Here is a 26,317-nt window from a genome sequence, read left to right on the forward strand (position 1 = left end):
AGTCCGCTCCGTTCCGGTTCTCGGAACCCCTCATTTTCCCTCGGCCTGACCTGAATATCGACATGCCCTAGGGCGAATGGAGCGAGCGGATCGCATCCATCACGGCGGGTTCGGCCTTTTCGCCGTTGAAAGCGTCGACGATGCCGAAGGCGCCGCCAAAACTCCACACCGACCATGAGAAGCCATGCGCCTCGGCGCGCGCGATCATGTCCTTGACATAGGCCGCGCGGTATTTGGGCGGCATCACATAGGGGTTGCCATACTCCTGCCGGATCATGCCGAACTCGCCCAGCGTGATGTTTTCGGGCTTGATGGCGTTGGCCTTCGCCCAGGCCTCGACCTTTTCGAACGGCGCATCCATGACGCCGAGCAGCTTTTCCTCCGTGTCCATGCTGGCGACTTGTTCATCGAGATAGGCGAGCAGGCCGTTCCGTCTGGTCCATGGCGCCTCGGCTTTTATCTTGGCGCGGATTGCATCCAGCGTCGCATCGAGCTCGGCGCGCGGCACCGCGGTCAGCGGATAGGGCAGGCCGGTGACATAAGGGATGAAATCGCCGGCCCAGGTCGCGCCCTGATGGGTCAGCAGGAACGGGTCGTAGGAGTGGAAGGTCCAGATGATGTTGTCGTCGGGGATCGACTTTGGGTCGATCCTGACCAGCGAAGCCGCATTGGAATAACAGGCGCCGGTCAGGATCAGCGTCAGCCTGGTGGCCGAGGCGCGCGCGGCCGCGAACAGCTTTTGCTGACGCTCCGGCCACAGGCTGGTGCCCTCGCTGTCGCAGTCGACGATAGGCTCGTTCATCGGCTCGAAAGCGACCTGCGCCGGGTCCTCAGTGGCAAGCGTGCGCGCCATTTTGCGGACGACCTCGACATAGGCGTCGAAGGTTGCGGGATCGTCCATCACCTGGCCCATGCCGATCTCGCGGCCGCCGCCGGCCGGGATCAGGTGCATGTCGACGATCACTTTCAGACCGGCCCGGTTGATCATGCGCGCCGAGTCCCGCACGCTGGCATAAAGGTCGTCACGCAGCGCCAGTGTCTGATCCGACATAAACGGCGAGGGATCGACCGGCATGCGCAGAAAGTCGAAGCCGGCGGCCTTCAGTGCCTTGAGGTCATCCTCGTCGAGGAACTTGCGCCATTCCGGATAGGGCAGGATGGCTTGTCGGTCGTTCCATTTGTCTTCCCCGACCCAGGTCGTCCACTGGTCGAGGTTGAGGCCGCGCTTCATCGAAAAGCTCGCGGCCTGACCGGGCAGCGCAGACGCCGCCAGCACCAGCAGCGCTGCCATCACGGTCTTGATCATCGCCGTCAACAGTGCCATCCGGTTTGCTGCGCTGGTGATTTTGGCAAGACAGGTGCCCCGCCGGGGGCAAAAAGGAAAGCGCGATGGACGATCATGGTGAATCGGCGCAGCTTGCTGCCGGGCTTTCCGGAGCCTTGACGGAATTCGGCCATCGGCTGATGGCGCGAGTCTACTATGCCGNAGTTCAGACGTGTGCTCTTCCGATCTGTCGTCTACCACGCGCGCTATCTCGAATTCTTCGAGCGCGGCCGCTCGGACTATCTCAGGCTGGCCGGCGTCCACCACACAGAACTTCACGAAGGCAAGCACGGCGAACGGATCGTCTGGGTGGTGCGGCGGATGGAGATAGATTTCCGCTCGCCTGCCCGCATGGACGACATCCTGACCATCGACACATCAACGCAGGATATTTCCGGCGCCCGCATCGTCATGGCGCAGCAATTGAAACGCGGGACAGAGGTTCTGGTCGAAGCAAAGGTCGAGGCGGCGATCATCGGCGAGAACGGCCGGCCGAAGCGCTTTCCGAAAGAATGGATCGCGGCCTTTCTACCAGGAGCAAGCTGATATCCAGGCCTGCCGGCCGGCAACGAGCGGCCAATCGGCAGCGCATTCGATTGTGGATGGATGGCCCGCGTCGTGCCTTGGCGCGGCAATGCGCCGCGCCATATTTCCTAACCCATCCTTAACCATAACGGTTCATGAAGAGATCGGTGAAGATTGGAAGAATCCGCGCGCCTTCCTTTCACCAATATTTGCCCTGAAAAGGCCGCCAACGGTGCATTTTGGGGTTAATCCGGAAGCCAAGCGCGAACGGACCACAAGGGACGCCCATGGGCCAGCCGCCAGCGATGCCCGGAAAATCTTAAGGACTGAAGCATGGAAACTACCGCACTCGCCGATCCGGCAGCGCAATTGTCGATTTGGGCGCTGTTCACACAGGCCAGCTGGGTGGTCAAGCTGGTCATGATCGGTCTGCTCTGCGCCTCGGTCTGGACCTGGGCGATCATCGTCGACAAGCTGGTCAGCTATGCCCGCATGCGTCTGTCGCTCAATCGCTTCGAACAGGTGTTCTGGTCGGGGCAGTCGCTGGAAGAACTCTATCGCACGCTTGCCGACCGCAAGACCACGGGCATGGGCGCGATCTTCGTCGCCGCCATGCGCGAATGGAAGAAGAGCTTCGAGAAGGGGGCCAAATCGCCGCTCGGCCTGCAGACCCGCATCGACAAGGCGATGGACCTGGCGTTGACGCGCGAGATGGAGAAGCTGGAGGGCCGTCTCGGCTTTCTCGCCACCACCGGTTCGGCTGCACCCTTCATCGGCCTGTTCGGCACCGTCATCGGCATCATGACCTCGTTCCAGGCGATTGCCGGTTCGAAAAACACCAGTCTCGCGGTTGTTGCACCCGGCATTGCCGAAGCGCTGCTGGCGACGGCCATCGGTCTTCTCGCCGCCATACCGGCGGTTATCGCCTACAACAAGCTGTCATCCGACGCGAACAAGATCGCGGTGCGGATGGAAGGGTTCTCGGACGAGTTCTCCGCCATACTCTCGCGCCAAATCGATGAAAAAGTAGCGCCTAAGGGCTGAGGTAAGAAGATGGGTATGTCGGTTGGCATGGCAGGACGCGGCGGGCGCGGACACAGGCGGCGCGGCCGCCACCATGCATTGATGTCGGAAATCAACGTCACGCCGATGGTCGACGTGATGCTGGTGCTCTTGATTATCTTCATGGTCGCCGCACCTATGTTGACGGTCGGAGTGCCGGTCGACCTGCCGGAGACGAAGGCCAAGGCTATGAACGCCGACACCCAGCCGATCACCGTTTCGATCGACGCGGCCGGCAAGATTTTCCTGCAGGAGACCGAAATCCCAAGGGAAGAGCTGGTCGCCAAACTGCAGGCGATTTCCAAGACCGGCTACGAAGAGCGCATCTTCATCCGCGGCGACAAGGCGACCAACTATGGCGCCGCGATGGAGGTCATGGCCCTCATCCAGGCCGCCGGCTACAAGAATATCGGCCTGATTTCACTGCAGCAACAGGATCAGTAGACGCACGATGAAGACCGGCCTCACCACATCGGTGATACTGCATACGGTGGCACTGGCTTTCGGCCTGTTCACCCTGTCGGCGCCGGCCGCGCTGCCGTCCACGGATGTCGAGTCGATAGCGGTCGACATCGTTCCCATGGAAGCCATTGCGCAGACGCTGCAGGGCGACAAGAAGGCGGTGATGCACGAAAAGCCGGCGCCGATGCCGACCAAGCGTCCCGACATCGTGCCAGATGCACAGAAAATCGGCGAGAACAGCGTTGATACCGACAAGCCGGTGACGGACGATCCCAAGCCGAAGCCGGTGGAGAAAACAGCGACGGCTGCTCCGGCGCCGACGCCGACCGAAAAGCCGAAGACCGAGGACACGCCGAAGCCAAAGGAAGCGCCGAAGCCGACACCTGCGACGGAGGTGGCGCCGGAGCCGCAGCCGAAGGAAGAGGTCAAGCCCGAGCCGGTGAAGCAGGTTGAACCGAAGCCGACCCCGGTGAAGGAGCCTGCACCAACACCGCAGCCGGACACGACCGCCGCCATAGAGCCGAAGCCACGCGTGAAGCCCGATGCGGTCGCCGAAGCCATATCGGATCAGCAGCCTCTGGAAGAAGCGCAGCTTCCGACTTCCGCTCCTGCTCCCGAAGCACGGCCGAAGCCGCAGCCGGCGCAGGCCGAAAGCGCGAAGGCTCCGGACCGCAAGGACACCGACAAGCCGGTCAAGGAAGCCTCGTCGAAGCCGAAGTCGGATGACAAGCAGTTCAATGAGGCTGACATCAAGGCTTTGCTCGACAAGCAGAAGCCATCCGGCGGCGGCGCCAAGCGCTCGACCCAACAGGCATCGCTAGGCGGCGACAAGGATCAAGGCCAGAAGCTGTCGAAGTCCGAGCAAGGGGCATTGGAAGAACAACTCGGTGGCTGCTGGACCCTCCCGGTTGGGCTTGAGGGTTCTGAGGATTTCACCGTGGTGATCCGTTTCAGCCTGGATGCCTCCGGCAAGCTGGAGGGCCGTCCGACCGTCGAGAAGTCCAGCGGCAACCCCCAATTCGACAGCAGCGCGGTTCGCGCTGTGCAGAAATGCGATGTCGCCGGCCTGCAGGTGCCCGCCGGAAAGCATGACATTTGGTCCGACGTTCGCGTCAACTTCGATCCCAGAGCGATGCTTGGCCTGTAGCCTGAGCACCCAGAAATCAGCAAGAGAAGCGAGAAGACATGAAATCCATCCTCAAGCCGCTCCTGATGGTCGCCGCGATGGCGATGGGCATGAACGCCGTCGTCACCTTGCCTGCTCGAGCAACCCTCGAGCTCAACGTCAACAAAGGCAATGTCGAACCGATGCCGATCGCCATCCCAGATTTCCAGGGAGGGCTCGGCGCGCAGATTTCCGAGATCGTCACCGCCGACCTGAAGCGCTCCGGTCTCTTCGCACCGATAGACAAGAACGCCTTCATCGAGAAGATCGCCAATCCGGATGCGCAGCCCCGTTTCGACGACTGGAAGGTGATCAATGCGCAGGCGCTGGTCACCGGCAGCGTGAGCAAGGAGGCGGACGGCCGAATCCGCGCCCAGTACCGACTATGGGATATTTTTGGCAACCAGCAGATAGCCGGGGAGCAGTTTTTCGCCAACGACGCAAATCAACGCCGTGTCGCCCACATCATCGCCGATGCGATCTATGAGAAGCTCACCGGCGAGAAGGGCTATTTCGACACACGCGTCGTCTTCATCGACGAATCCGGCGCCAAGAATGCGCGCAAGAAGCGGCTCGCCATCATGGACCAGGACGGCGCCAATGTGCGCTATCTCTCCGATGGCCGCTCGATCGTGCTGACGCCGCGTTTCTCGCCCAACCGGCAGGAAATCACTTACATGTCGTACGAAAGCGGTCAGCCGCGGGTCTATCTGCTGCAGATCGAGACCGGGCAGCGCGAACTGGTCGGCAATTTTCCCGGCATGACCTTTGCGCCGCGCTTTTCGCCCGACGGCCAGAAGGTGATCATGAGCCTGCTGCGCGACGACGGCAATTCCAACATCTTTGCCATGGATCTGCGCAGCCGCTCGACCACCCGGCTGACCAACTCGACCGCCATCGACACCTCGCCCTCTTATTCGCCCGACGGCAGCAAGGTGGTGTTCACTTCCGACCGTGGCGGCCGCGCGCAGATCTATGTGATGGGCGCCGACGGCTCGGGCCAGACCCGCATCTCGTTCGGCGACGGCGTCTATTCGACGCCGGTGTGGTCGCCGCGCGGCGACCTCGTCGCCTTCACCAAGCAGACCGGCGGCGAATTCCAGATCGGCGTCATGAAGACCGACGGTTCGGGCGAGCGCATCCTCTCCTCGGGCTTCCAGCAGGAGGGACCGACCTGGGCGCCCAACGGCCGCGTGCTGATGTTCTTCCGCGACTCCGCCGGCGGCCCAAAACTGGTTTCCGTCGATCTCACCGGCCGCAACGAACAGTCGATCCCGACCGCGAATTTTGCTTCCGACCCGGCGTGGTCGCCGCTGCTGGAGTAACTAAGTTTCGGCCTGGCCCGCTCGCTTCGTTGCAACTCGGCAACACTACCTTAAAAGCCCCGTTTTGGGGCTTTTTTCACGCCAAAGTCGCGTTTTGGCCGCATTTCCGCCTACGGTCCGCGACCATTGTGGCATCAGGTCATTTTGGCTGGGGACGGCGGCTGAAACCAAATTTTAACCGTGTTTCTTGAATGCCGGTTAACCCAAACGTGGTTACTGGGTGATCAACGAAGTCACTCGAATACGAAGGAGAGGCGGCATGGGCCGTATCGCAGCACTTACCAGAAACCCGGCGATGATCGCCCTGATCGCGATGCTCGCCATCACCGGTTGCGCCTCGAAGAAAACCCCGAACAACGCTGCCGATCTCGGTCTCAATGGCGCGGGTGCGGCAACGCCGGGCTCGGCGCAGGACTTCACCGTCAACATTGGCGACCGCATCTTCTTCGACACGGACTCGACCGCGATCCGCGCCGATGCGCAGACGACGCTGTCGCGCCAGGCGCAGTGGCTCAACCAGTACAAGCAGTACGCCATCGTCGTCGAAGGCCATGCCGACGAACGCGGCACGCGTGAATACAATCTGGCTCTCGGCGCCCGCCGCGCCGCCGCCACCCGCGACTTCCTGGTCGCCAGGGGCGTTTCGGCGAGCCGATTGAAGACGATTTCCTACGGCAAGGAACGTCCGGTCGCGGTCTGCGACGACATCTCCTGCTGGTCGCAGAATCGCCGCGCGGTCACCACGCTCTCCGGCGCCGGCTCCTGATAGGCAAGACGGCGGCGCCTTAGTCGCATAATTGCAACACCTCCATGCGAAAGGCGGCCTTGTGGCCGCCTTTTTCACTTTCGGCCTCGGAAACAAACCCGGAAACAAAATTTGGCCGAAGTCTCGCCTCCTGCTAAGAGCCGAGGGCGTTGTGCCGGTCCCACTTTGATCGGAAGGCGCGAACAGGCTCACGATTTTCACGGCGAGAGGCACATGCATTTCAGATCGGTCTTGAGCGGCACGCTTGCGCTGCTGCTCGTATCAGGCTTCGCGGCTTCTGCGAGCGGCACCGGACAACCCGCGGATAGCGGCTTTTCCTTCCATCTGCCGACGCTCGGCATTTTCGGCAAGAAGGAGAAGCCGGAGCAGCAACAGATCGCGCAGCAGCAGGACGGCACCGCCGCCGCGGGGCTGGAAGATCAGCTCCGGCAGATGAACGGCAAGCTCGAGGAACTCAACTTCCAGATCCTGCAGATGCAGGAGCAGATGCGCAAGCAGCAGGAAGACAACGAGTTCCGCTTCCAGCAGTTGGAAGGCGGCTCCAGCGGGCAGCCGCCGGCCCAGAAGAAATCGGAGGCCGCGCCGCAGGACGGTGGCGCGGGCACCGGCGTCGCCGAGGCCCCGGCAGACCAGGCGCCGGCCGATGCCGGCGCGCAGCCGGATGGCGGCCAGAGCGTCGGCGAGGTCATCGTCGAATCGCAGACCGGCGATCCCGGCAAGGTGATCAACGGCACGCCGCCCAAGACCTTCGGCACCATCACCGTCGACAAGAACGGCAATGTAATCGACGCCGGCGGCAACACGCAGGCAGCGGCGCCGGCGGAAGGTGCGGCTCCCGCCGCCGAGGCGCCGGCTGCCGGGGCTAAGACCGGCAAGTCGGACGGCACGGTGGTGGCGGCGCTGCCTGCCACCAACAACCCGGAAGAGATCTACCGCAACTCCTACCAGTTCATCCTGTCGGGCGACTACAGCACCGCCGAGCAGGGTTTTCGCGACCACATCGCCCGGTTCCCGAAGGACGCCAAGGCGGCGGACGCGCATTACTGGCTTGGCGAATCGCTGCTTGGCCAGCAGAAGTATCATGACGCTGCCGAGGTTTTCCTCTCCGCCAGCAAGGACTATCCGAAGGCCAAGAAGGCGCCTGACATGCTCCTGAAGCTTGGCGTGTCGCTGGTCGGCCTCAAGCAGAAGGATGTCGCCTGCGCCACCTTCGGCGAGATCGGCAAGCGCTATCCCGATATTTCGGCCGCGCTCAAGGAACGCGTCAAGCAGGAGAGGGCGCTGGCGGCGTGCTAGTCTTTGCCGTGTTGTCCCAGAACCGGGACCACTTTTACGCGACATGCACTGATGCTCGATACCGAGCCTGACCTTTCGAGTTTTTCGCAGATCGACTTTACCAACGGCGCGCTTGCGGCCGTATCCGGCGGCAGCGACTCGACCGCCCTCCTTCTTCTCCTCAAGGCTCACCTCGACCGTAGCGCCCCGACAGCCCGGCTGCTGGCGGTGACGATCGACCACGGCCTGCGTCCGGAAGCAGCAGTCGAAGCGCGCAGCATGGCAAAGCTCTGTGCGGAGCGCGGCATTGCGCACCGGACGCTCAACTGGTCCGGCGCCAAGCCGTCGACCGGCCTGCCCGCGGCGGCGCGCGAGGCGCGCTACCGGTTGCTGGCCGAGGCAGCGCAGGCGCAAGGCATTGGTGTGATCGTGACCGGCCACACCGCCGACGACCAGGCCGAGACCGTCCTGATGCGAGCCGCGCGGAATGACGGGCGAGAGCTTGCAGGCCGAGGTCTCGCCGGCATGGCGCCGGCCACCCTCTATGACTGGCGGATCTGGATCGCGCGGCCGCTGCTCGGCGTACGGCGCGCGGCGTTGCGCGCTTTCCTGCAGCGCGAACATGTCGGCTGGGCGGAGGATCCGACCAACATCGACACGAATTTCGAACGCCCGCGCATCCGCGCCGTGCTCGGCGAAGACCGGAGCGGGCAGCGTTTTGCCGAAGCGATCGGCCTGGCCAGGCGGGCCGCCGGCGAGCGCGAACAACTCGGTCGCCGCGCCGCCGCCCTGATCGGTGAATTTGCCAGCCGGCCGGCGAGGGGTCTCATCCGTCTCGATCCCGGTCTTGCCGAAGCTGACGACACGCGAGCCGCGGTCTATGCGCTGCGTGTCCTGCTGGCGGCGACGGGCGGCACCGCCTTGTTGCCGGACCAGGCGCGCGGCGAAGCGCTGTTCGAGCAAATGCGGGCCGGTCGGCTTTGCGCCACATTGTCGCGGGCGGTCGTCGATATCAGGCGAAACGGCATCTTCCTGCGCCGTGAATCGCGCGACCTGCCGCGTTCCGCGCCGATAGCTGGCACTCTGCTCTGGGACGGTCGCCGGCGGATCACGCCAGACATCGAAGCCGGGGCGATCACATTGGGCGACAGTTCGGGTGCATGGTTGATCGCGCCGCTTGGCGCTGCTGCCGCCGCCAAAACGCCGATTGCCGGGGATGGCGCGCCGCCAAGCCTTGTGCGCGCCGCCCTGGCTGCGGAACCGGCGCTATGGCGCGGCGGCGAATGCCTTGGTTTTGCAGGGGATGTAGCGGCGGCGGCGGCAATCGCCGTCAGCCCCGCCGTTGCGCCCTTTGCCCGTTTTCTGCCGTGCTTCGATCTGGTGTTGGCGCAGGCCGTGGCCGAGTTGATCGGCGCACCGCCTGTCCCGGCTTGCCCTTTGGCCGCCACAGTGCCGGTTGATCATGGCGCGAAAGCTTAACCCAGACGTGCTGTTATGCTTGGCAAGGGGGGGCGCTCTCCCTATGTTAGGCGCAAGTTTCCTCTCATGACGCGTGTCCCAGCGGGCACCAACGGGACAATTGATGAATCCGAATTATCGCAATCTCGCGCTCTGGGCGATCATAGCGGTCCTGCTCATTGCTCTCTTCAATCTGTTCCAGACGCCGCAGACTCGCGGGGCCTCGACCGACGTTCCCTATTCGCAGTTCCTGCAAGAGGTCGCGGCCGGCCGGGTCAAGACGGTGGTCATCGCCGGCGCCCGCATCACGGGCACCTACGCCGACAACGCCAACGGCTTCCAGACCTATTCGCCTGGCGATCCGCAGCTGGTCTCGCGGCTGCAGGACAAGAACGTCACCATCAATGCGCGGCCTGAGTCGGACGGTTCCAACTCGCTGTTCAGCTATCTGATCTCCTACCTGCCGATGATCCTGATCCTTGGCGTGTGGATATTCTTCATGCGCCAGATGCAGTCCGGCTCCGGCCGCGCCATGGGTTTCGGCAAGTCGAAGGCCAAGCTTCTCACTGAGGCGCATGGCCGCGTCACCTTCCAGGATGTCGCCGGCGTCGACGAGGCCAAGGAAGATCTGGAAGAGATCGTCGAGTTCCTGCGCGATCCGCAGAAGTTCCAGCGCCTCGGCGGCAAGATCCCGCGCGGCGTGCTTCTGGTCGGACCTCCCGGCACCGGCAAGACGCTGCTCGCCCGCTCCGTCGCCGGCGAAGCGAATGTGCCGTTCTTCACCATTTCGGGTTCCGACTTCGTCGAGATGTTCGTCGGCGTCGGCGCAAGCCGTGTCCGCGACATGTTCGACCAGGCCAAGAAGAATGCTCCCTGCATCATCTTCATCGACGAAATCGACGCCGTCGGCCGCCATCGCGGCGCCGGCCTCGGCGGCGGCAATGACGAGCGCGAACAGACGCTGAACCAGCTGCTGGTCGAGATGGACGGCTTCGAGTCCAACGAGAGCATCATCCTGATCGCCGCTACCAACCGGCCCGACGTGCTCGACCCGGCGCTGTTGCGTCCGGGCCGTTTCGACCGCCAGGTGGTGGTGCCGAACCCCGACATCGTCGGCCGCGAGAAGATCCTGAAGGTGCATGTGCGCAACGTGCCGCTGGCGCCGAATGTCGACCTCAAGGTGATCGCGCGCGGCACGCCGGGCTTCTCGGGTGCCGACCTGATGAACCTGGTCAACGAATCCGCTCTGATGGCGGCGCGCCGCAACAAGCGCCTTGTCACCATGGCCGAGTTCGAGGACGCCAAGGACAAGATCATGATGGGCGCCGAGCGCCGCTCGTCGGCCATGACCCAGGCCGAAAAGGAGCTCACGGCCTATCACGAGGCCGGCCATGCCATCCTGGCGCTCAACGTGCCGTCGGCCGATCCGCTGCACAAGGCGACCATCATCCCGCGCGGCCGCGCGCTCGGCATGGTCATGCAGCTGCCGGAAGGCGACCGCTATTCGATGAGCTACAAATACATGATCTCGCGGCTTGCCATCATGATGGGCGGCCGCGTTGCCGAGGAGTTCAAGTTCGGCAAGGAGAACATCACCTCGGGCGCCTCCTCGGACATCGAGCAGGCGACCAAACTGGCGCGCGCCATGGTCACGCGCTGGGGCTTCTCCGACAAGCTCGGCCACGTCGCCTATGGCGACAACCAGGAAGAGGTTTTCCTCGGCCATTCGGTGGCGCGCACGCAGAACGTCTCGGAAGAGACTGCGCAGATCATCGACGCCGAAGTACGCCGCCTGATCGACGAGGCCTATGTCACGGCCAAATCCATTCTGACCAAGAAGAAGAAGGAATGGATCGCTCTGGCGCAGGGCCTGCTCGAATACGAGACGCTTTCGGGCGAAGAGATCAAGCAGCTGATCGCCGGGCAGAAGCCCGCGCGAGATTTGGGGGATGATACCCCCACAAGCCGCGGCTCGGCTGTGCCGAAGTCCGGCCGCCGCAAGAAGGGTCCCGAGCCCGAAGGCGGCATGGAGCCTCAGCCATCGAGCTGAGCTGACATCACTTGATGCAAGAAAACGCCGCGGCTCAATCCGCGGCGTTTTGCTATTCAGGGTCTCTCAAAGAGCATGCGGGACGGATGCATTTGCTTTGCCGGGGCGCACACCGTCAGTCCGGCCAGCATGTTGCTTGCCCCATCTGGCCAGCGGGATCAGGGCATTGTCCAGCTCGATGCCGAATTCGGTAATCGAGTATTCGACCCTCGGCGGCACCTCGGGAAAGATTTCGCGATGGACGATGCCGTCGGCCTCCATTTCGCGCAGCTGTTGGATCAGCATCTTTTCGCTGATGTCAGGCACCAGCCGCTTCAGCTCACCGAATCGTGCCGGCGCCTTGTGAATCTGCCAGAGCAGTAGCGCCTTCCATTTGCCGCTGATGACCTCCAGCGCCGGCCCCAATCCGCAACTATCTGGCTGTTTCTTTCCCATGTTTCATCCAATTCTGAGCAATCGGTGGGTAGCTTACATTTTTGTCGGTACTTGAGAAAAACCAAGCCGGTCCATAGCTTCAAACCAGCTCGCCGGCATCGGCGAACACCACAACATCATATCGGTACCTCGCTTCGACCTGCAAAGGCCGTCGGCGGCCGGATTTTGTCAAAAAGGGATGGATCATGACACGATACGCAAACAAGAAGGCCGTTGTCATCGGCGGGACGCACGGCATGGGGCTCGCCGTTGCCGAAGCCCTGATCGAAAGCGGCGCCGAGGTCCTGGTCACCGGCCGCGACCAGCGCAACATCGAGGCCGCGCGAGCCAAGCTGCTTTCGCGAGCTCATGTCGTGCGGTCCGATATCTCAGACATGGCCGATATCGTCACGCTCGGTGCCGAAGTGGGGCAGAAGCTTGGCCACATCGACTTCCTTCACGTCAATGCCGGGGTGGCCAATCTCGAACCCGTGGAGCGGGTCACCGAGGACAGTTACGATCGCACCTTCGACATCAACACCAAAGGCGCTTTCTTCACCGCGCAGCGCCTGCTGCCCCTCATCAGGGATGGTGGCGCGATAGTCTTCACCTCGTCGATCACCGACGAATCCGGCACCGGCGGCATGAGCGTCTATTCCGGATCGAAGGCGGCACTGCGCGCCTTCGCCAAGGTCCTGGCCGCCGAGCTTCTGCCGCGCCGGATCCGCGTGAATGTGGTCAGCCCTGGTTTCATCGATACGCCGACGATGGGTGTGGCCGACGCCTCGGCCGAGGAGCGGGCCGCCTTCATGGCGATCGGCGACGCGGTCACGCCGATGAAGCGCCACGGCACAATGGAGGAGGTGGCGCGCGCAGTGCTGTTCCTGGCGTTCGACGCGACCTTCACCACGGGCGCGCGGCTGACCGTGGACGGTGGCCTTGGCCAGGACCTGAGCCCGACACCGGCGTAACCGCGCAACAAACCGAGGAGAAGCAGAATGAGCGATATAACAGTAATCGGTCTCGGCGCCATGGGCACGGCGCTTGCCGAAGCCTTTCTGAACCAGGGACATGCGGTGACGGTGTGGAACCGTTCTCCGGCAAGGGCTGAGGCTTTGGCAGCCACGGGCGCCATTGTGGCCAAGAGTGTCGAGGAAGCCGTCAGATCGAGTCCACTGATCGTGGCGTGCCTGCTTGTCTATGACACCGTTGGTGAGGTGCTCGGCCCAAGCCGAGCCGCGCTGTCGGGCCGCACATTGGTCAATCTCACCAACGGCACCCCCGAGCAGGCGCGGGCGATGTCGGGCTGGGCGGTGAGCCAGGGCGCCAGCTATATCGACGGCGGCATCATGGCGGTGCCGCCGATGGTGGGCGGGCCGCACGCCTTGATTCTCTACAGCGGTTCGCGCCAGGCGTTCGATGCCTGTTCGGGGCAGCTCGGAGCGCTCGGCACCAGCAAATATCTCGGTGAGGATCCAGGCCTCGCGCCGCTCTATGATATTTCGCTTCTGACCGGCATGTACGGCATGTTCGCGGGCGTTCTGCAAGCGTTGGCATTGACGGGCGCAGCAGGAATCCCTGCCGGCGAGTTCATGCCGCTGCTGGCCTCCTGGCTTCAGTCGATGCAAGGCCTGCTGCCGAAATGGGCGGAACAGATCGACAGTGGCGATCACACCAGCAATGTCGTTTCCAACCTGGGCATGCAGGCTGATGCCTACGTCAATCTCATCGATGCCAGCAGGTCGGCTGATGTCAGCACCGAACTCGTCTTGCCGATGCAAAGCCTGATGAAGCGCGGGGTGGCTGCCGGCCAGGCCAATGCCGATCTTACAAGACTGGTCGCACTGCTCCAACTCTCGAAACAAGGCGCTTGACGGGGCAAGACCCAAGAGAAGGCCCGCCAACCTTGCGGTTGGGGGCCTTCGATCTTCAAACGCTGCTGGTCGATCAGCTCTTCAGCTTGGCGTTGCAGAGGCTGTAATAGCCGCCGCCCTTCTGGATCCAGCGAAGGCCGTTCAACGTACCCGCGTCCTTGTTGCCGTGGTAGCCCTGCAGGCAGGTCTTCATACGCGCCTTCGAGGGCTTCTCGGTCTTGAATTCGGCGGCGAGGGTGGTCGGGAATGTCACGCCCGTCGGCGCTACAACGGGGGCGACCGCCGCGCTGGTTTCCTTCTTCGGCTGCGGCTGGGTTTTGACCGCATCCGTACTGGCACTCTCCGCAGCTGACGTCGCACACTTCTCGGTGCGGAAAGCGGTCCAATCCATGCCGTTCAGAGTGCCGCCTTCCTTGGCTGTGCGATAAGCCTCGCCGCATTCCTTCATTGTCAGTGCGCTTGCAGGGGTGACGCTCCACGCAATCCATGCCGTCACAGCCAATGCCGCCAATTTCAATCTGGACATAAGACCCTCCTGGTTGACAAAAGTTCGATGTCCTTTTGTATACCATTTGTTCTGCATATGTTCAATTGGAATCTTTGCGAACCACCGATATGTCTGGGGTGGGCAGTGTGGGCGAATAGATGATGCCGACAGCTTCCGCGATATGTAGACGTCGATCAACGCCGGGTGTGTTCGAGCGCAATAAAAAGGCCCGCGCATGCTGCGATGCGCGGGCCTCTGTCTGGAGAATATGGCTACGCGATCAGCTCTTCAGCTTGGCATTGCAGAGGCTGTAGAAGCCGCCGCCCTTCTGGATCCAGCGCAGGCCATTCAGCGTGTTGGCGTCCTTATTGGCGTAGTAGAGCTCGAGGCAGGTGTGCATGCGGCCCTTGGCCGGCGTCTCGCCGGCGTATTTCTTCGAGATCGCGGCCGGGAACTTCACGCCCTTGGGAGCGGTGACCGAGGGCTTCTCGGGCTCGCTGGTATAGGTCGCCTCGCTCGGAGCGGGCACGGTGTCGTCGTCATCTGCGCCTGCGCCGCATTCGGCCTTGCGGAAGTCGTTCCACTTCTTGCCGCCCAGAGTATTGGCAGACTTGGCAGCCTGGTACTTGGCGCTGCAATCGGCCATGCTCAGGCCCTTGCCGCTGCTGTCGGCAGCTGCCTTGGTGGTTGCCTTGGCGGGTGCTGCCGCGGCCGAGGCCCCGGCGGCGCATTCGGTCTTGCGGAAGTCGTTCCACTTCACGCCGTTCAGCGTGCCGGCGGCCTTTGCCGCCTGGTATTTGGTGCTGCATTCCTTGGCCGTCAGGCCCTTGGCGCCATCGTCGGTTGTGGCTGCGGCCTTGGTCGTGGCCTTGGCCGGTTCTGCCGAGGCGGATGCGCCGGCGGCGCATTCGGTCTTGCGGAAGTCGTTCCACTTTGCGCCATTGAGCGTACCGGCGGCCTTGGCAGCCTGGTACTTAGCGCTGCATTCCTTGGCCGTCAGACCCTTGGCGCCGTCATCAGCAGCGGCGGCCTTGGTCGTGTCCGTCTTGGCCGCAGCGGCCTTCTTGGCCGCCGGCTTTGCGGTCTCGGTGGTGGCCGCCGCGTCGGTGCCGCACTCGGCCTTCCGATACTGATTCCAGGTCTGCCCGTTCAGCGTGCCGGCGTCCTTGGCGGCATTATACTTGGTACTACACTGGGCCATGGTCAGCGCGTTGGCGGGCGCCGCCATGAACAAGGTTGCGACGGCAAGACCCGTCAAAGTTGCAAGTCGGTGGATGAGCATGGCGTTCTCCCGTTGCTGCGCCCATAGGTTGTACCTGTGTCAATCAATAGCTCTCAACGCTAGGCTGCGCCAGATGCTAAACGGCGTTCTCCCGATAAGGTGATGGACCCTTGCGATCTGCCCCTCCAACAGTCCGGCTTACCGGCCCAATCTGCGCAGTGTGGCCCAGTGTGAATGCTATATTGCGGCAACACCGTGTCATGATACGCTGCCAACGCTCCGAACAGCCTGCTACAATGATTTTCTAAGAATTGGTAATATACAATCACACAATGTGATAGTCGGGCTCGGACCAATTGTGGCATTACGAGCCGGCTGAAAACCGACGGGGATTCTGGCAAGCATGGCAGGACGTTATTTTGGCACCGACGGCATTCGCGGGCGCGCCAACAAGTTTCCGATGACGGCTGAGATTGCGATGCGGGTCGGCATGGCCGCCGGCCTGTCGTTCCAGCGCGGCAGCCATCGCCACCGCGTCGTGCTCGGCAAGGACACCAGGCTGTCCGGCTACATGATCGAAAACGCCATGGTGTCCGGCCTGTGCGCGGCCGGCATGGATGTGTTCCTGCTCGGCCCGATCCCGACACCGGCGGTCGCCATGCTGGTGCGCTCGCTGCGCGCCGATATCGGCGTCATGATCTCGGCCTCGCACAACCCTTATTACGACAACGGCATCAAGCTGTTCGGTCCCGATGGCTACAAGCTCTCCGACGAGATCGAGGAGCGCATCGAGAGCATGCTCGACAAGGATATCGAACTGGCGCTCGCCGATTCCGACGGGCTCGGCCGCGCCAAGCGCGTCGACGGCGTGCATGACCGCTACATCGAATTCGCCAAGCGCACGCTGCCGCGCTCGATGTCGCTGTCGGGTCTCAGGATCGTCGTCGATTGCGCCAATGGCGCAGCCTACAAGGTGGCGCCTGCCGCACTTTGGGAACTGGGCGCCGAGGTCATTGCCATCAATGTCGATCCGAACGGTTTTAACATCAACAAGGAATGCGGCTCGACCCATCCGGCCGGCCTGCAGAAGAAGGTGCATGAAGTGCGCGCCGATATCGGCATCGCACTCGACGGTGATGCCGACCGTGTCGTCATCGTCGACGAGAACGGCACCATCGTCGACGGTGACCAGATCATGGCGCTGATCGCCGAGTCCTGGCACCAGAGCGGGCGACTGGCCGGCGGCGGCGTCGTCTCGACGGTGATGTCCAATCTCGGCCTCGAACGCTTCCTTGGCGACATGAAGTTGCAGCTGCATCGCACCAAGGTCGGCGACCGCTATGTCGTTGAGCATATGCGCGCGCATGGGTTGAATGTCGGCGGCGAGCAGTCGGGCCACATTGTGCTGTCCGATTTCTCGACCACTGGCGACGGGCTGGTCTCGGCGCTGCAGGTGCTGGCCTGCATCAAGCGGCAGAACCGGCCGGTTAGCGAATTGTCGAAGAAATTCGAGCCGGTGCCGCAGCTGTTGAAGAATGTCCGCATCGCCGGCGGCAAGCCGCTTGAAGAAGCCTTGGTCAAGGCGGCGATCGAAGATGCGCGCAACCGTCTTGGCAAGGCCGGCCGCCTGGTCATACGGCCCTCCGGCACCGAGCCGCTGATCCGCGTCATGGCCGAGGGCGACGACCCACAGCTGGTCGAGGCCGTGGTCAACGACATCGTCGACATCATTTCGGAAACGCGCAGCGCCGCCTGATTGCGCTGCCTCCAACGGCAGGGGCGAACTGCCGGCTCAAGACTTCAAGCCCGCCTGCAGGCGGGCTTTTTGTTTCGGCCAGGGTTGGTCCCAGCGTTATGCCGGCGGAGACTGTTTGCTAAAATGTCGAGAATTCGTGGTTAATCGACAGGGTTAAACGCCTTTTAACTTTTCCAATTCATTATCCACAACTGAGGTCAATCACATTCGGGCAAGTTGGACTTTCCCGACGGTTCTCAGGGGTGACAAACATGTTCAATACAGCAAAAAAGGCCCTCCTTGCCGCGCTGTTCGCAGGTGTGGCCGGGCCAGTATTCGCCGCCGATCTGGCGGAGCCGCCGGTGGTCGAAGAGGCGCCGGCGCCGATCGCCTACGAGCAGCCGGCCGATTTCGGCGGCTGGTACATCCGCGGCGACATCGACTATCATAAATCGGATTTGCGCGGCATCGACTATATCACCTACGGGCCGCCTCCCGGCAGCAATGTTTTCGATTCCGGCGAGCTTAAGGGCGGCTTCTCACTCGGCGCCGGCATTGGCTACAAGATCAACGATCATTTCCGTACCGACCTGACAGCCGACTATTGGTTCGCTTCGGACTTCAACGGATCAACCAACGATGGCGTTACGACCTCCGTCGAAGTGTCGAAAATGAGCGCATTGCTGCTCTTGGCCAACGCCTATTACGATATCGGCACCTGGCACGGCATCACGCCTTATGTTGGCGCTGGCATCGGCGGCGCGCACGTCAAATGGGATACCGTCCACGACCCGAACACAACCGAGACCAACCCCGGGTCGAAGAATTGGCGCTTTGCCTACGCGCTCATGGCCGGCGCGTCCTATTGCCTTACCGACAGGGTGATCCTGGATGCCGGCTATCGCTACTCTCACATTGAGGGGGGCCGCATGTTCGACTTCGACGTGAGCAGTTCCGGGCCCGGCTTCGACCATGGCATCAACACACATGAGGTACGAGGCGGTCTGCGCTATCAGTTCGGCGGCAATAATGGTTGCACATCGCCGGAGCCCTACGTTCCAGAGCCGGAGCCGATCTACACCAAGTAGTCGCTTCGAAATCTAGGAATTCGCGAACCGCCCGGTCTTGCCGGGCGGTTTTCGTTTGCCGATGTTTGCGCGTTTTCAACCGGCCGCGTGTGCCGAAGAAACCCAATCGAAATCAATTCGGTACGCCGCGTTATCCTTAACCCTGACTTAACCACTATGGTTAACAATGCTTGGTGAAACGGCGCTTGCGATCAAAATGACGGGCGCCAATTTCAGGAGCCGGGGACCCATGAATTTCAAATCGCTGACAGCGCCGGCGCTCGCCGCACTCGTCCTTGTGCCGCTGACGCCGGCGCAGGCCGCGGACTACGATCCGCCGATCTATGTCGATCAGGCGCCGGACTATCAACCGGTCGAGGTCGGCTCGGGCTGGTATCTGCGCGGCGACGTCTCTTATCTGGCGCAGAAGAGCTACGAGGATCAGGATTTCACCTTCGCCCCCGCGAGCTTCAGCGAGAAGCAGGATCCGGCCTTTGCCAGCATCGGCTTCGGCTACCACTTCAACGACTATCTGCGCGGCGACGTCAATCTTGGCTATCTGCCCGGCAACAAGATCGGCGTCGGCTTTGACGATTCGGCGACGCCGCCGCCGGGTGGTGCGACCATCGCGTCGGCATCGCTGCAAAATTATTCCCTGTCGGGCATGGTCAATGGCTATGTCGATCTCGGCACTTATGTCGGGATCACGCCCTACCTCGGCGCCGGCATTGGGCTGGTCCGGAGCAAATACAAGCTGTCGGCGAGTTACTTCACCGACAATGTCGACCCTACGGATGATTTCGTCCGGAACGACAACAAGACCCAGTATTCCCTCGCCTACACGCTGGATGCGGGCCTGGCCTATCAGGTGACCAAGAATGTTTCTGTAGATCTCGGCTACCAGTACTTCTCCGCGCCGGATGCCGAATATGTCACGGCCGAGAGCCTGACCTCCTATCCGATCCGCAAGGGCATCAGCAATCATCAGGTCAAGCTCGGCCTGCGCTACGACCTCTGGTAGGAAGCTTGCTGTTCGGAAGCCCAACGGCGGATCTCTTCGATCCGCTGTTTGCGTTTTAGCCCACGACATGCTGATCCCGTATCGCCGGTATCCCGCCAGCGACAAAAACTTTCCTCTTGACGCCTGAGGGCTGAACGCATATCGCCGTCCGTGGGCCACCCCTCCCCAACGAGGGGCCACTATCTGGAAGGATAGACCACGATGACGACGCATACGAAGCCCGGACTCCGTCCGGCAAACCCCAATTTCTCCTCAGGTCCCTGCGCAAAACGCCCCGGCTGGTCGGTCGAGGCACTGAAGAATGCTGCGCTCGGCCGTTCCCACCGCGCCAAGATCGGCAAGACCAAGCTCGAACAGGCGATCGAGCTGACGCGCGAGATTCTCCAGGTTCCGGCCGATTACCGCATCGGCATCGTGCCGGCGTCGGACACGGGTGCTGTCGAGATGGCGCTGTGGTCGCTGCTCGGTGAACGCGGTGTCGACATGGTGGCATGGGAAAGCTTTGGCTCCGGCTGGGTCACCGACGTGGTCAAGCAGCTGAAGCTAGTCGATATCAGAAAGATCGAGACAGGCTATGGCGAGCTGCCGGATCTCACCAAGATCGATTTCGACCGCGATGCGGTCTTCACCTGGAACGGCACGACCTCAGGCGTGCGCGTACCGAATGGCGATTTCATTCCAGCCGACCGCAAAGGCCTGACCATCTGCGACGCGACCTCGGCCGCATTCGCGCAGAGGCTCGATTTCCAGAAGCTCGATGTCGTCACTTTCTCCTGGCAGAAAGTGCTGGGCGGCGAGGGCGCACACGGCATGCTGATCCTGTCGCCTCGCGCCGTCGAGCGACTGGAAACCTACAAGCCGGCGTGGCCGCTGCCGAAAATCTTCCGCCTGACCTCGGGCGGCAAGCTGATCGAAGGCGTCTTCAAGGGCGAGACCATCAACACGCCGTCGATGCTGTGCGTCGAGGACTATCTCGATGCACTTCATTGGGCGAAGTCGATCGGCGGTCTCGATGCCTTGATTGCCAGAGCCGATGCCAATGCCGCCGTGCTCGATGGCTTTGTCGACAAATCGTCCTGGCTAGGCCATCTCGCGGTCGATGCGGCGACACGGTCCAACACGTCCGTATGTCTGTCCTTCACCGACGCCGATGTCGCGGCGCTCGACGCCGACGGGCAGGCGGCTTTCGCCAAGGCGATCGTCTCTGTGCTCGACAAGGAAGGCGTCGCGTACGACATCGGCTCCTATCGTGACGCACCTTCCGGTCTGCGCATCTGGTGCGGCGCCACCGTCGAGACCTCCGATCTCGAAGCGCTGCTGCCTTGGCTCGACTGGGCCTTCGCCACGCAGAAGGCTTCGCTGAAGGCCGCAGCCTGAGATTTCGTGGTGGCCTGCGGGCCGCCCTTTCCCGACAATCCAATTCAAGGAGGCCGCCATGGCGCCCCGCGTTCTCGTCTCTGACAAACTCTCCACCACCGCCGTCCAGATATTCAAGGACCGCGGCATCGAGGTCGACTATTTGCCCGATCTCGGCAAGGACAAGGAAAAGCTGCTTGAAGTCATCGACCAGTATGATGGTCTTGCCATCCGCTCGGCGACCAAGGTCACGGAAAAACTGATCAACGCCGCGACAAGACTCAAGGTCGTCGGCCGCGCCGGCATCGGTGTCGACAATGTCGACATCCCCGCGGCGAGCCGCAAGGGCATCATCGTGATGAACACGCCTTTCGGCAATTCGATCACCACAGCCGAACATGCGGTGGCGATGATCTTTGCACTCGCACGGCAGATCCCGGAGGCCAATGCCTCGACCCATGCCGGCAAATGGGAAAAGAACCGCTTCATGGGCGTCGAGATCACCGGCAAGGCGCTGGGTGTCATCGGCTGCGGCAATATCGGCTCGATCGTCGCCACGCGCGGGGTCGGCCTGAAAATGCATGTCGTCGCCTTCGACCCGTTCCTGTCGGACAAGCGCGCCGAGGAACTCGGCGTCGACAAGGTCGAGCTGGACGAGCTTTTCGCCCGCGCCGATTTCATCACGCTGCACACGCCGCTGACCGACAAGACGCGCAACATCATCGACGCGGCGGCGATCGCCAAGATGAAGAACGGCGTGCGCATCATCAATTGCGCGCGTGGCGGGCTCATCGTCGAGGCCGACCTGGTCGCGGCGCTGAAGAGCGGCAAGGTGGCGGGCGCCGGCGTCGATGTGTTCGAGGTCGAACCGGCGGAAAACAATGCGCTGTTCGGCATGGAGAATGTGGTGGCAACGCCGCATCTCGGCGCCTCGACAGCGGAAGCGCAGGAAAACGTTGCGCTGCAAGTAGCCGAGCAGATGGCCGACTATCTGATCAAGGGTGCGGTTTCGAATGCCATCAACATGCCCTCGATCACGGCCGAGGAAGCACCGCGGCTGAAGCCGTTCGTCAAGCTCGCCGAAGTGCTCGGCGCCTTTGTCGGCCAGGTCACCGAGGACCCGATCAACGAGGTCGAGATCCTGTTCGATGGCTCGACCGCGACGATGAACACGCGTGCCCTGATCAGTGCCGCGCTTGCCGGACTGATCCGGCCGCAGGTCGCCGACGTCAATATGGTGTCGGCGCCCATCATGGTGAAGGAGCGCGGCATCATCGTCGCCGAGGTCAAGCGCGACAAGTCGGGCGTGTTCGACGGCTACATCAAGCTGACGGTGAAGACCGAGCACATGACGCGCTCGATCGCCGGCACCTGCTTCTCCGACGGCAAGCCGCGCTTCATCCAGATCAAGGGCATCAATCTCGACGCCGAGGTCGGCCAGCACATGCTCTACACAACCAATGCCGATGCGCCCGGCATTATCGGCCTGCTCGGCACGGTGTGCGGCGAGAACGGCGTCAACATCGCCAACTTCCAGCTCGGCCGCAACCGGCCGGGCGGCGACGCGATCGCGCTGCTCTATCTCGACGCGCCGTTCCCGGAGAAAGTGCTGGAACAGGTCAAGGCGCACAAGTCCATCGACTCAGCCAAGCGGCTGCAGTTCGACGTCAACGCAATGTAGTTGACGGCTTGGCGGATGCGGCGGTCCTCCCCCCATCATTGGGGCGGCCGTCGCAGAGGCCGGTTCAGGTCAATTCGTCTGAGCCGTCGGAGACGCCCACGCGATGCCGATAGACCAGTTCCCAGCCCTTCCACCCTGTAAACAGCAGGATCAGAACCACGATCAGCGATAAGATAAAGCCGATCGGGATCACAGCCGCCGCTCCAGCGACATAACGCGAGTACCAGTTATAAAGCTCGATCAGCACGACGAGAACGTTGCCGCCGGCATGGAGCCATGCCGTCGTGAGATTGCGGATCCGAACATCGCCGAGAACATCCGTCAGGCCGGTAAGAGCGGCCAAGGCGCCCATGATCAGGCCGGCGCCGAGAAGCCAAAGCGATCCGGTGACCCACCCTGGATCGGCTGTTTGCCAGAAAATCAGATCGCAAACGAAGGTGCCGACAAAGAAGGCGATCGGAAACGGAATCAGCATTGGATGAATGGGGTGACCTGCAATGCTTGCCGTGCTGCGAGGGTTGTGGCTCATCTTGTTGCCTCCCTCCCCAGCAAACTCCGCCAGAGGTAAAATGTTCCAGGTCGGCGCGCGGCAGCAGTTATCGCGACGGCGGCGCAGCGCGGCAGCGGCCAAATGTTATCCGCGGCGGTTCGGTGCCGCCATCTTGCGCCCGCTGTATTCGGCGAGCGAAATGCCGCCCAGCACCAGGACGAGCGCCAGCGCCTGGTAGAGCTGGAATGTCTCGCCGACGATCAGCACTGACAGCAACGTGCCGAAGATCGGCACCAGATTGATGAACAGCCCGGCACGGTTGGCGCCGATCAGTTCGTTGCCCCGGATGTAAGTGATCTGCGAAATGACCGAAGCGCCGATCGCGGTATAGACGATGACCACCCAGCCGCTGATATCGGGGACGATAACCTTGCCGGCGGCGACCTCCCACAGGAAGAACGGCAGCGAGGTGATGAGGGCAGCGATCGCCAGGGACAACATCAGGCTCTGCCAGCGCATGACCGGCTTCAGCCGCAGCCCGACCGAATAACCGCTGTAGAGGACGACCGCGACCAGCATGATGGCGTCGCCGAAATTGAGTTCCAATGTGAGCAGCCGGCGCGGATCGCCGTGGCAGGCAGTCAAGATGACACCGAAGATGGTCAGCACCACGCCCGCAATCTGAGCCCAGCTCACGCGCAGGCGGAAGAAGAAGAAATTGGCAACGATGATCAAGACCGGCATCGCCGCCTGTTCGATCGAGACATTGATCGCGGTCGTGTAGTTGAGCGCGGTGTAGAAAATGGTGTTGAACAGAGTGAAGCCGCTGGCGCCAAGTGCAGCCAGCACGAACCAGTGTTTGCGCACCACCGGCCAGTCCTCCCTGATCGTGCGCCAGCCGATCGGCAGCAGGATCGCAACGGCCAGCACCCAGCGCAGGAAGACCAGCGTCATCGGCGAGACGTGATCGACCGCCAGCTTGCCGGCGACGGAATTGCCGCCCCACAACAAGGTAGTCAGCAGCAGGAACAGGTAGGCGCGTCGATGCATTGCGGGATTCCGGCCGCTTGGGGAGTTGTGTTTGCCGGCCTATTGCCCCCGCCGACGCAAGTAAATGATGTCAAAGCCGAAAATTGTTGTGCCTCAGGGCATTTTCGGCGGCAAAGAAAGGTCGCGCTTGCGAGGTCTTGACGCTATAGAGGCCTGTCGTTTCGAACCATATCCAGGCCGCCAGGGCGGCATCTCAAGGGAAAAGAAACATGGCCAATGTGGTGGTCGTCGGCTCGCAATGGGGCGACGAAGGCAAGGGCAAGATCGTCGACTGGTTGTCGGAGCGCGCCGACGTCGTCGTGCGCTTCCAGGGCGGCCACAATGCCGGCCATACGCTGGTCGTCGACGGCAAGGTCTACAAACTGTCGCTGCTGCCGTCGGGCGTGGTGCGGCAAGGCAAGCTGTCGATCATCGGCAATGGCGTCGTCTTCGACCCGCACGCCTTTGTCGCGGAAGTGGCAAAACTCAAGGCGCAAGGCGTCGAGGTCACGCCGGACCGCCTGAAAATAGCCGAAAACACCGCGCTTATCCTGTCGCTGCACCGGGAGCTGGACGGATTCCGCGAGGACGCCGCCTCCAATTCCGGGACGAAAATTGGCACGACGCGTCGTGGCATCGGCCCAGCCTATGAGGACAAGGTGGGCCGGCGCGCGGTTCGGGTGATGGATCTGGCGGATTTGGAAACGCTGCCCCTCAAGGTCGACAGGCTGCTGACGCATCACAATGCGCTGCGTCGCGGGCTTGGCCATGGCGAAGTCACGCATGACGCGATCATGTCCGAGCTGACCTCGGTCGCCGATGAGATCCTGCCCTATATGGACCGCGTCTGGAAAATCCTCGACGACAAGCGCCGCGCCGGCGAACGCATCCTGTTCGAGGGCGCGCAAGGCACGCTGCTCGACATCGACCACGGCACCTATCCGTTCGTCACCTCGTCCAACACCGTTGCCGGCCAGGCAGCCGCCGGCTCGGGGGTGGGCCCCGGCGCCATCGGCTATGTCCTGGGCATCACCAAGGCCTATACGACGCGTGTCGGCGAAGGCCCGTTCCCGACCGAGCAGAAGAACGAGATTGGCGAATTTCTCGGTACGCGTGGCCACGAATTCGGCGTCGTCACCGGGCGCAAACGCCGTTGCGGCTGGTTCGACGCCGTGCTGGTGCGCCAGGCCGTCGCCGTCAACGGTATCAAGGGCATCGCCCTGACCAAACTCGACGTGCTCGACGGGCTGGATGAGATCAAGGTCTGCACCGGCTACCGTCTCGACGGCGAAACGATCGACTATCTGCCGGCCAGCCAGGGCGCGCAGGCGCGTGTCGAGCCGGTCTACGAGACGCTCGAAGGCTGGAAAGGCACCACAGCCGGCGCGCGCAGTTGGAACGACCTTCCGGCGCAGGCCGTCAAATATGTCCGTTACATCGAGGAGCTGATCGGGGCACCCGTCGCGCTCCTTTCCACCAGCCCGGAACGGGACGACACGATACTTGTGACCGATCCGTTTCAAGACTAGTTTTCTGAAGCCTTTCCGGGCATCGCGGCCGATTTGCGGGGGCCGGCGCGGAAACACAATACAGGTCGACTGAAGCATGGCAGATTTCGTTGCTATTCTGAAAAAGGCGCTCGACAAGCACGGCGACGAAACGCCCGAAAAGCGTACGCGGATCTATGAAAGCGTTCGTACCATGCTGGCGAAGAAGCTTGCGGAGTATTCGCCGCCGCTCGCCGCCGAAGCCATAAGCACGCAGAAGCGATCCCTGGAAGATGCCATCTCGAGCGTCGAGCGCGACTATGCCAGGGCACTGCCGGCATCCGACCCACTGGCGGAGCTGGAGCACATCTTCTCCTCCATCGACCGCAACAAGAACCAGTCCAGTCATGTAAAGCCTTCCGCCACGCCTGCGCCGGCCTGGCAGCCGGCGAAACCCGTGCAGCCGGCGCCGACCACCAGGACAGAGCCGAGCTGGCAGAGGCCCGCTCCGACACCGCCTCCGCCTGTGGCGCGTGCAGAAACCATCGACAAGCAAGCCGCGGAGCTGGACGCCGACGACGATAGCGCCGATGTCTTTGCCAATGACGAGCAGCCGGCGGCGGACACGTTCCAACGCCTGCGCCCCGCCGAGCGCAGGCGCAGCTATGGCGGGTTGATCGCGGCTGTCGTCGCGCTTCTGGTGGTCGCCGGCGGCGGCTATGGCATCTGGCTGAACAAGGATGCCTTTGGCTCGATGCTGGGCCTCGGCGGCGACACCAAGACGGTCTCGACCGAACCGCTGGTAAAGCCGGCGCCGGCCAAGCCCGCGGCCGATGCACCGGCACCGGCCGCTGCCGGCGAGGGAACGAAGTTCACCCAGCGCCTGTCGCCCGAAGGCGGTGAAACCGACCCCGGTCCCACGGCCGGTCAAAGCGGCATCGGCGAGGGCGAGTCCGTCGCCGCGCTGACCACACCGCCACCACCGGCTCCAGCGCCACCTGCGGCTCCAGCGCCTGCGACCCCGCCGGCCGGCGACGCCGCA

At 62.7% G+C, this 26,317-nt stretch carries 22 protein-coding genes and 1 pseudogene; 17 read left to right on the forward strand and 6 right to left on the reverse strand.

The features are described 5' to 3' along the window. Positions 1-67 precede the first annotated feature (67 nt). Complete coding sequence (locus X727_RS145210) at positions 68-1,324, reverse strand: cellulase family glycosylhydrolase (protein WP_023834643.1); 1,257 nt, start codon at positions 1,322-1,324, stop codon at positions 68-70. Positions 1,325-2,182: 858 nt separating this feature from the next. Between X727_RS145210 and tolQ the strand changes: the two genes are divergently transcribed. The 8 genes from tolQ (at position 2,183) to ftsH (ending at position 11,412) form a co-directional block, all read left to right on the forward strand. Next, entirely contained in the window at positions 2,183-2,893 is a 711-nt protein-coding gene (gene tolQ, locus X727_RS145205; protein WP_023673844.1) for a protein TolQ, read from the forward strand. 9 nt (positions 2,894-2,902) lie between these two features. After that, entirely contained in the window at positions 2,903-3,355 is a 453-nt protein-coding gene (gene tolR / locus X727_RS145200) for a protein TolR (RefSeq protein WP_023673843.1), read from the forward strand. 7 nt (positions 3,356-3,362) lie between these two features. After that, on the forward strand, positions 3,363-4,520 hold the full coding sequence (locus X727_RS145195) for an energy transducer TonB (RefSeq protein WP_023700291.1): 1,158 nt from the start codon (positions 3,363-3,365) through the stop codon (positions 4,518-4,520). Between the two features lie 38 nt (positions 4,521-4,558). Beyond that, positions 4,559-5,863, forward strand: a complete 1,305-nt coding sequence (tolB, locus tag X727_RS145190) for a Tol-Pal system beta propeller repeat protein TolB (protein ID WP_023673841.1) — start codon at positions 4,559-4,561, stop codon at positions 5,861-5,863. A gap of 259 nt (positions 5,864-6,122) precedes the next feature. Next, a complete protein-coding gene (pal, locus tag X727_RS145185; RefSeq protein ID WP_023684182.1) occupies positions 6,123-6,629 on the forward strand; it encodes a peptidoglycan-associated lipoprotein Pal in 507 nt (168 codons plus the stop codon). A gap of 213 nt (positions 6,630-6,842) precedes the next feature. Beyond that, positions 6,843-7,925 carry a tol-pal system protein YbgF gene (gene ybgF, locus X727_RS145180; RefSeq protein WP_023694601.1) on the forward strand — a complete coding sequence of 361 codons (1,083 nt, stop codon included), beginning with the start codon at positions 6,843-6,845 and terminating at the stop codon, positions 7,923-7,925. A gap of 51 nt (positions 7,926-7,976) precedes the next feature. Continuing rightward, entirely contained in the window at positions 7,977-9,383 is a 1,407-nt protein-coding gene (gene tilS, locus X727_RS145175; RefSeq protein ID WP_023834644.1) for a tRNA lysidine(34) synthetase TilS, read from the forward strand. 103 nt (positions 9,384-9,486) lie between these two features. Continuing rightward, on the forward strand, positions 9,487-11,412 hold the full coding sequence (gene ftsH, locus X727_RS145170) for an ATP-dependent zinc metalloprotease FtsH (protein ID WP_023673598.1): 1,926 nt from the start codon (positions 9,487-9,489) through the stop codon (positions 11,410-11,412). A 66-nt stretch (positions 11,413-11,478) separates the two neighbouring features. Here the strand turns inward: ftsH and X727_RS145165 are convergent, their stop codons facing one another. Beyond that, positions 11,479-11,817 carry a helix-turn-helix domain-containing protein gene (locus X727_RS145165; protein WP_023673597.1) on the reverse strand — a complete coding sequence of 113 codons (339 nt, stop codon included), beginning with the start codon at positions 11,815-11,817 and terminating at the stop codon, positions 11,479-11,481. Between the two features lie 215 nt (positions 11,818-12,032). Here X727_RS145165 and X727_RS145160 point away from each other — a divergent pair, with 215 nt between their 5' ends. Together X727_RS145160 and X727_RS145155 are read left to right on the forward strand one after the other, a co-directional pair. After that, positions 12,033-12,797 carry an SDR family oxidoreductase gene (locus tag X727_RS145160; RefSeq protein ID WP_023834645.1) on the forward strand — a complete coding sequence of 255 codons (765 nt, stop codon included), beginning with the start codon at positions 12,033-12,035 and terminating at the stop codon, positions 12,795-12,797. Positions 12,798-12,824: 27 nt separating this feature from the next. Further along, the gene (locus X727_RS145155) at positions 12,825-13,700 is read left to right on the forward strand and encodes an NAD(P)-binding domain-containing protein (RefSeq protein ID WP_023834646.1); all 876 of its coding nucleotides are present in this window, start codon (positions 12,825-12,827) and stop codon (positions 13,698-13,700) included. Positions 13,701-13,773: 73 nt separating this feature from the next. On the opposite strand, the gene X727_RS145150 is transcribed toward X727_RS145155, so the two are convergent. Together X727_RS145150 and X727_RS145145 are read right to left on the reverse strand one after the other, a co-directional pair. Further along, positions 13,774-14,226, reverse strand: coding sequence for a hypothetical protein (locus X727_RS145150; protein WP_023834647.1), 453 nt, complete (start codon positions 14,224-14,226; stop codon positions 13,774-13,776). A 241-nt stretch (positions 14,227-14,467) separates the two neighbouring features. Next, on the reverse strand, positions 14,468-15,469 hold the full coding sequence (locus X727_RS145145; RefSeq protein WP_023834648.1) for a hypothetical protein: 1,002 nt from the start codon (positions 15,467-15,469) through the stop codon (positions 14,468-14,470). A 343-nt stretch (positions 15,470-15,812) separates the two neighbouring features. Here X727_RS145145 and glmM point away from each other — a divergent pair, with 343 nt between their 5' ends. From glmM to serA, 5 genes are all read left to right on the forward strand, one after another. Continuing rightward, the gene (gene glmM / locus X727_RS145140) at positions 15,813-17,165 is read left to right on the forward strand and encodes a phosphoglucosamine mutase (protein ID WP_023704880.1); all 1,353 of its coding nucleotides are present in this window, start codon (positions 15,813-15,815) and stop codon (positions 17,163-17,165) included. A gap of 251 nt (positions 17,166-17,416) precedes the next feature. Continuing rightward, positions 17,417-18,232 carry an outer membrane protein gene (locus X727_RS145135; protein WP_023684191.1) on the forward strand — a complete coding sequence of 272 codons (816 nt, stop codon included), beginning with the start codon at positions 17,417-17,419 and terminating at the stop codon, positions 18,230-18,232. Positions 18,233-18,461: 229 nt separating this feature from the next. Further along, positions 18,462-19,232 carry an outer membrane protein gene (locus tag X727_RS145130; RefSeq protein WP_023684192.1) on the forward strand — a complete coding sequence of 257 codons (771 nt, stop codon included), beginning with the start codon at positions 18,462-18,464 and terminating at the stop codon, positions 19,230-19,232. Positions 19,233-19,433: 201 nt separating this feature from the next. Beyond that, entirely contained in the window at positions 19,434-20,609 is a 1,176-nt protein-coding gene (locus tag X727_RS145125; protein ID WP_023742248.1) for a phosphoserine transaminase, read from the forward strand. Positions 20,610-20,667: 58 nt separating this feature from the next. Then, positions 20,668-22,269: a phosphoglycerate dehydrogenase gene (serA, locus tag X727_RS145120; protein WP_023745014.1), complete on the forward strand. Its 1,602-nt coding sequence runs from the start codon at positions 20,668-20,670 to the stop codon at positions 22,267-22,269. 64 nt (positions 22,270-22,333) lie between these two features. On the opposite strand, the gene X727_RS145115 is transcribed toward serA, so the two are convergent. Beyond that, complete coding sequence (locus X727_RS145115) at positions 22,334-22,798, reverse strand: DUF2231 domain-containing protein (RefSeq protein ID WP_023737852.1); 465 nt, start codon at positions 22,796-22,798, stop codon at positions 22,334-22,336. A 105-nt stretch (positions 22,799-22,903) separates the two neighbouring features. Beyond that, the gene (locus X727_RS145110; RefSeq protein ID WP_023834649.1) at positions 22,904-23,809 is read right to left on the reverse strand and encodes a DMT family transporter; all 906 of its coding nucleotides are present in this window, start codon (positions 23,807-23,809) and stop codon (positions 22,904-22,906) included. Positions 23,810-24,018: 209 nt separating this feature from the next. On the opposite strand from X727_RS145110, the gene X727_RS145105 reads away from it, so the two are divergent. Next, positions 24,019-25,317 (forward strand): adenylosuccinate synthase, encoded by a 1,299-nt coding sequence (locus X727_RS145105; protein ID WP_023737850.1) that lies wholly within the window; start codon positions 24,019-24,021, stop codon positions 25,315-25,317. 76 nt (positions 25,318-25,393) lie between these two features. Next, positions 25,394-26,317 (forward strand): annotated as a pseudogene (locus X727_RS145100) (hypothetical protein); the annotation flags it as partial.

This window comes from Mesorhizobium sp. L103C105A0, assembly GCF_000502215.1.
Taxonomy (GTDB): Bacteria; Pseudomonadota; Alphaproteobacteria; order Rhizobiales; family Rhizobiaceae; genus Mesorhizobium.

What these genes read in the sequence shown, in the direction of transcription:
- X727_RS145125 (WP_023742248.1), top strand. Translation starts at nt 19,434, where the DNA reads ATGACGACGCATACGAAGCCCGGACTCCGTCCGGCAAACCCCAATTTC.
- X727_RS145195 (WP_023700291.1), top strand. Translation starts at nt 3,363, where the DNA reads ATGAAGACCGGCCTCACCACATCGGTGATACTGCATACGGTGGCACTG.
- X727_RS145135 (WP_023684191.1), top strand. Translation starts at nt 17,417, where the DNA reads ATGTTCAATACAGCAAAAAAGGCCCTCCTTGCCGCGCTGTTCGCAGGT.
- glmM (WP_023704880.1), top strand. Translation starts at nt 15,813, where the DNA reads ATGGCAGGACGTTATTTTGGCACCGACGGCATTCGCGGGCGCGCCAAC.
- ftsH (WP_023673598.1), top strand. Translation starts at nt 9,487, where the DNA reads ATGAATCCGAATTATCGCAATCTCGCGCTCTGGGCGATCATAGCGGTC.
- X727_RS145105 (WP_023737850.1), top strand. Translation starts at nt 24,019, where the DNA reads ATGGCCAATGTGGTGGTCGTCGGCTCGCAATGGGGCGACGAAGGCAAG.
- X727_RS145210 (WP_023834643.1), bottom strand. Translation starts at nt 1,324, where the DNA reads ATGGCACTGTTGACGGCGATGATCAAGACCGTGATGGCAGCGCTGCTG.
- tolQ (WP_023673844.1), top strand. Translation starts at nt 2,183, where the DNA reads ATGGAAACTACCGCACTCGCCGATCCGGCAGCGCAATTGTCGATTTGG.
- X727_RS145115 (WP_023737852.1), bottom strand. Translation starts at nt 22,798, where the DNA reads ATGAGCCACAACCCTCGCAGCACGGCAAGCATTGCAGGTCACCCCATT.
- serA (WP_023745014.1), top strand. Translation starts at nt 20,668, where the DNA reads ATGGCGCCCCGCGTTCTCGTCTCTGACAAACTCTCCACCACCGCCGTC.
- tilS (WP_023834644.1), top strand. Translation starts at nt 7,977, where the DNA reads ATGCTCGATACCGAGCCTGACCTTTCGAGTTTTTCGCAGATCGACTTT.
- ybgF (WP_023694601.1), top strand. Translation starts at nt 6,843, where the DNA reads ATGCATTTCAGATCGGTCTTGAGCGGCACGCTTGCGCTGCTGCTCGTA.
- X727_RS145130 (WP_023684192.1), top strand. Translation starts at nt 18,462, where the DNA reads ATGAATTTCAAATCGCTGACAGCGCCGGCGCTCGCCGCACTCGTCCTT.
- X727_RS145150 (WP_023834647.1), bottom strand. Translation starts at nt 14,226, where the DNA reads ATGTCCAGATTGAAATTGGCGGCATTGGCTGTGACGGCATGGATTGCG.
- X727_RS145110 (WP_023834649.1), bottom strand. Translation starts at nt 23,809, where the DNA reads ATGCATCGACGCGCCTACCTGTTCCTGCTGCTGACTACCTTGTTGTGG.
- X727_RS145145 (WP_023834648.1), bottom strand. Translation starts at nt 15,469, where the DNA reads ATGCTCATCCACCGACTTGCAACTTTGACGGGTCTTGCCGTCGCAACC.
- pal (WP_023684182.1), top strand. Translation starts at nt 6,123, where the DNA reads ATGGGCCGTATCGCAGCACTTACCAGAAACCCGGCGATGATCGCCCTG.
- X727_RS145155 (WP_023834646.1), top strand. Translation starts at nt 12,825, where the DNA reads ATGAGCGATATAACAGTAATCGGTCTCGGCGCCATGGGCACGGCGCTT.
- tolR (WP_023673843.1), top strand. Translation starts at nt 2,903, where the DNA reads ATGGGTATGTCGGTTGGCATGGCAGGACGCGGCGGGCGCGGACACAGG.
- tolB (WP_023673841.1), top strand. Translation starts at nt 4,559, where the DNA reads ATGAAATCCATCCTCAAGCCGCTCCTGATGGTCGCCGCGATGGCGATG.
- X727_RS145160 (WP_023834645.1), top strand. Translation starts at nt 12,033, where the DNA reads ATGACACGATACGCAAACAAGAAGGCCGTTGTCATCGGCGGGACGCAC.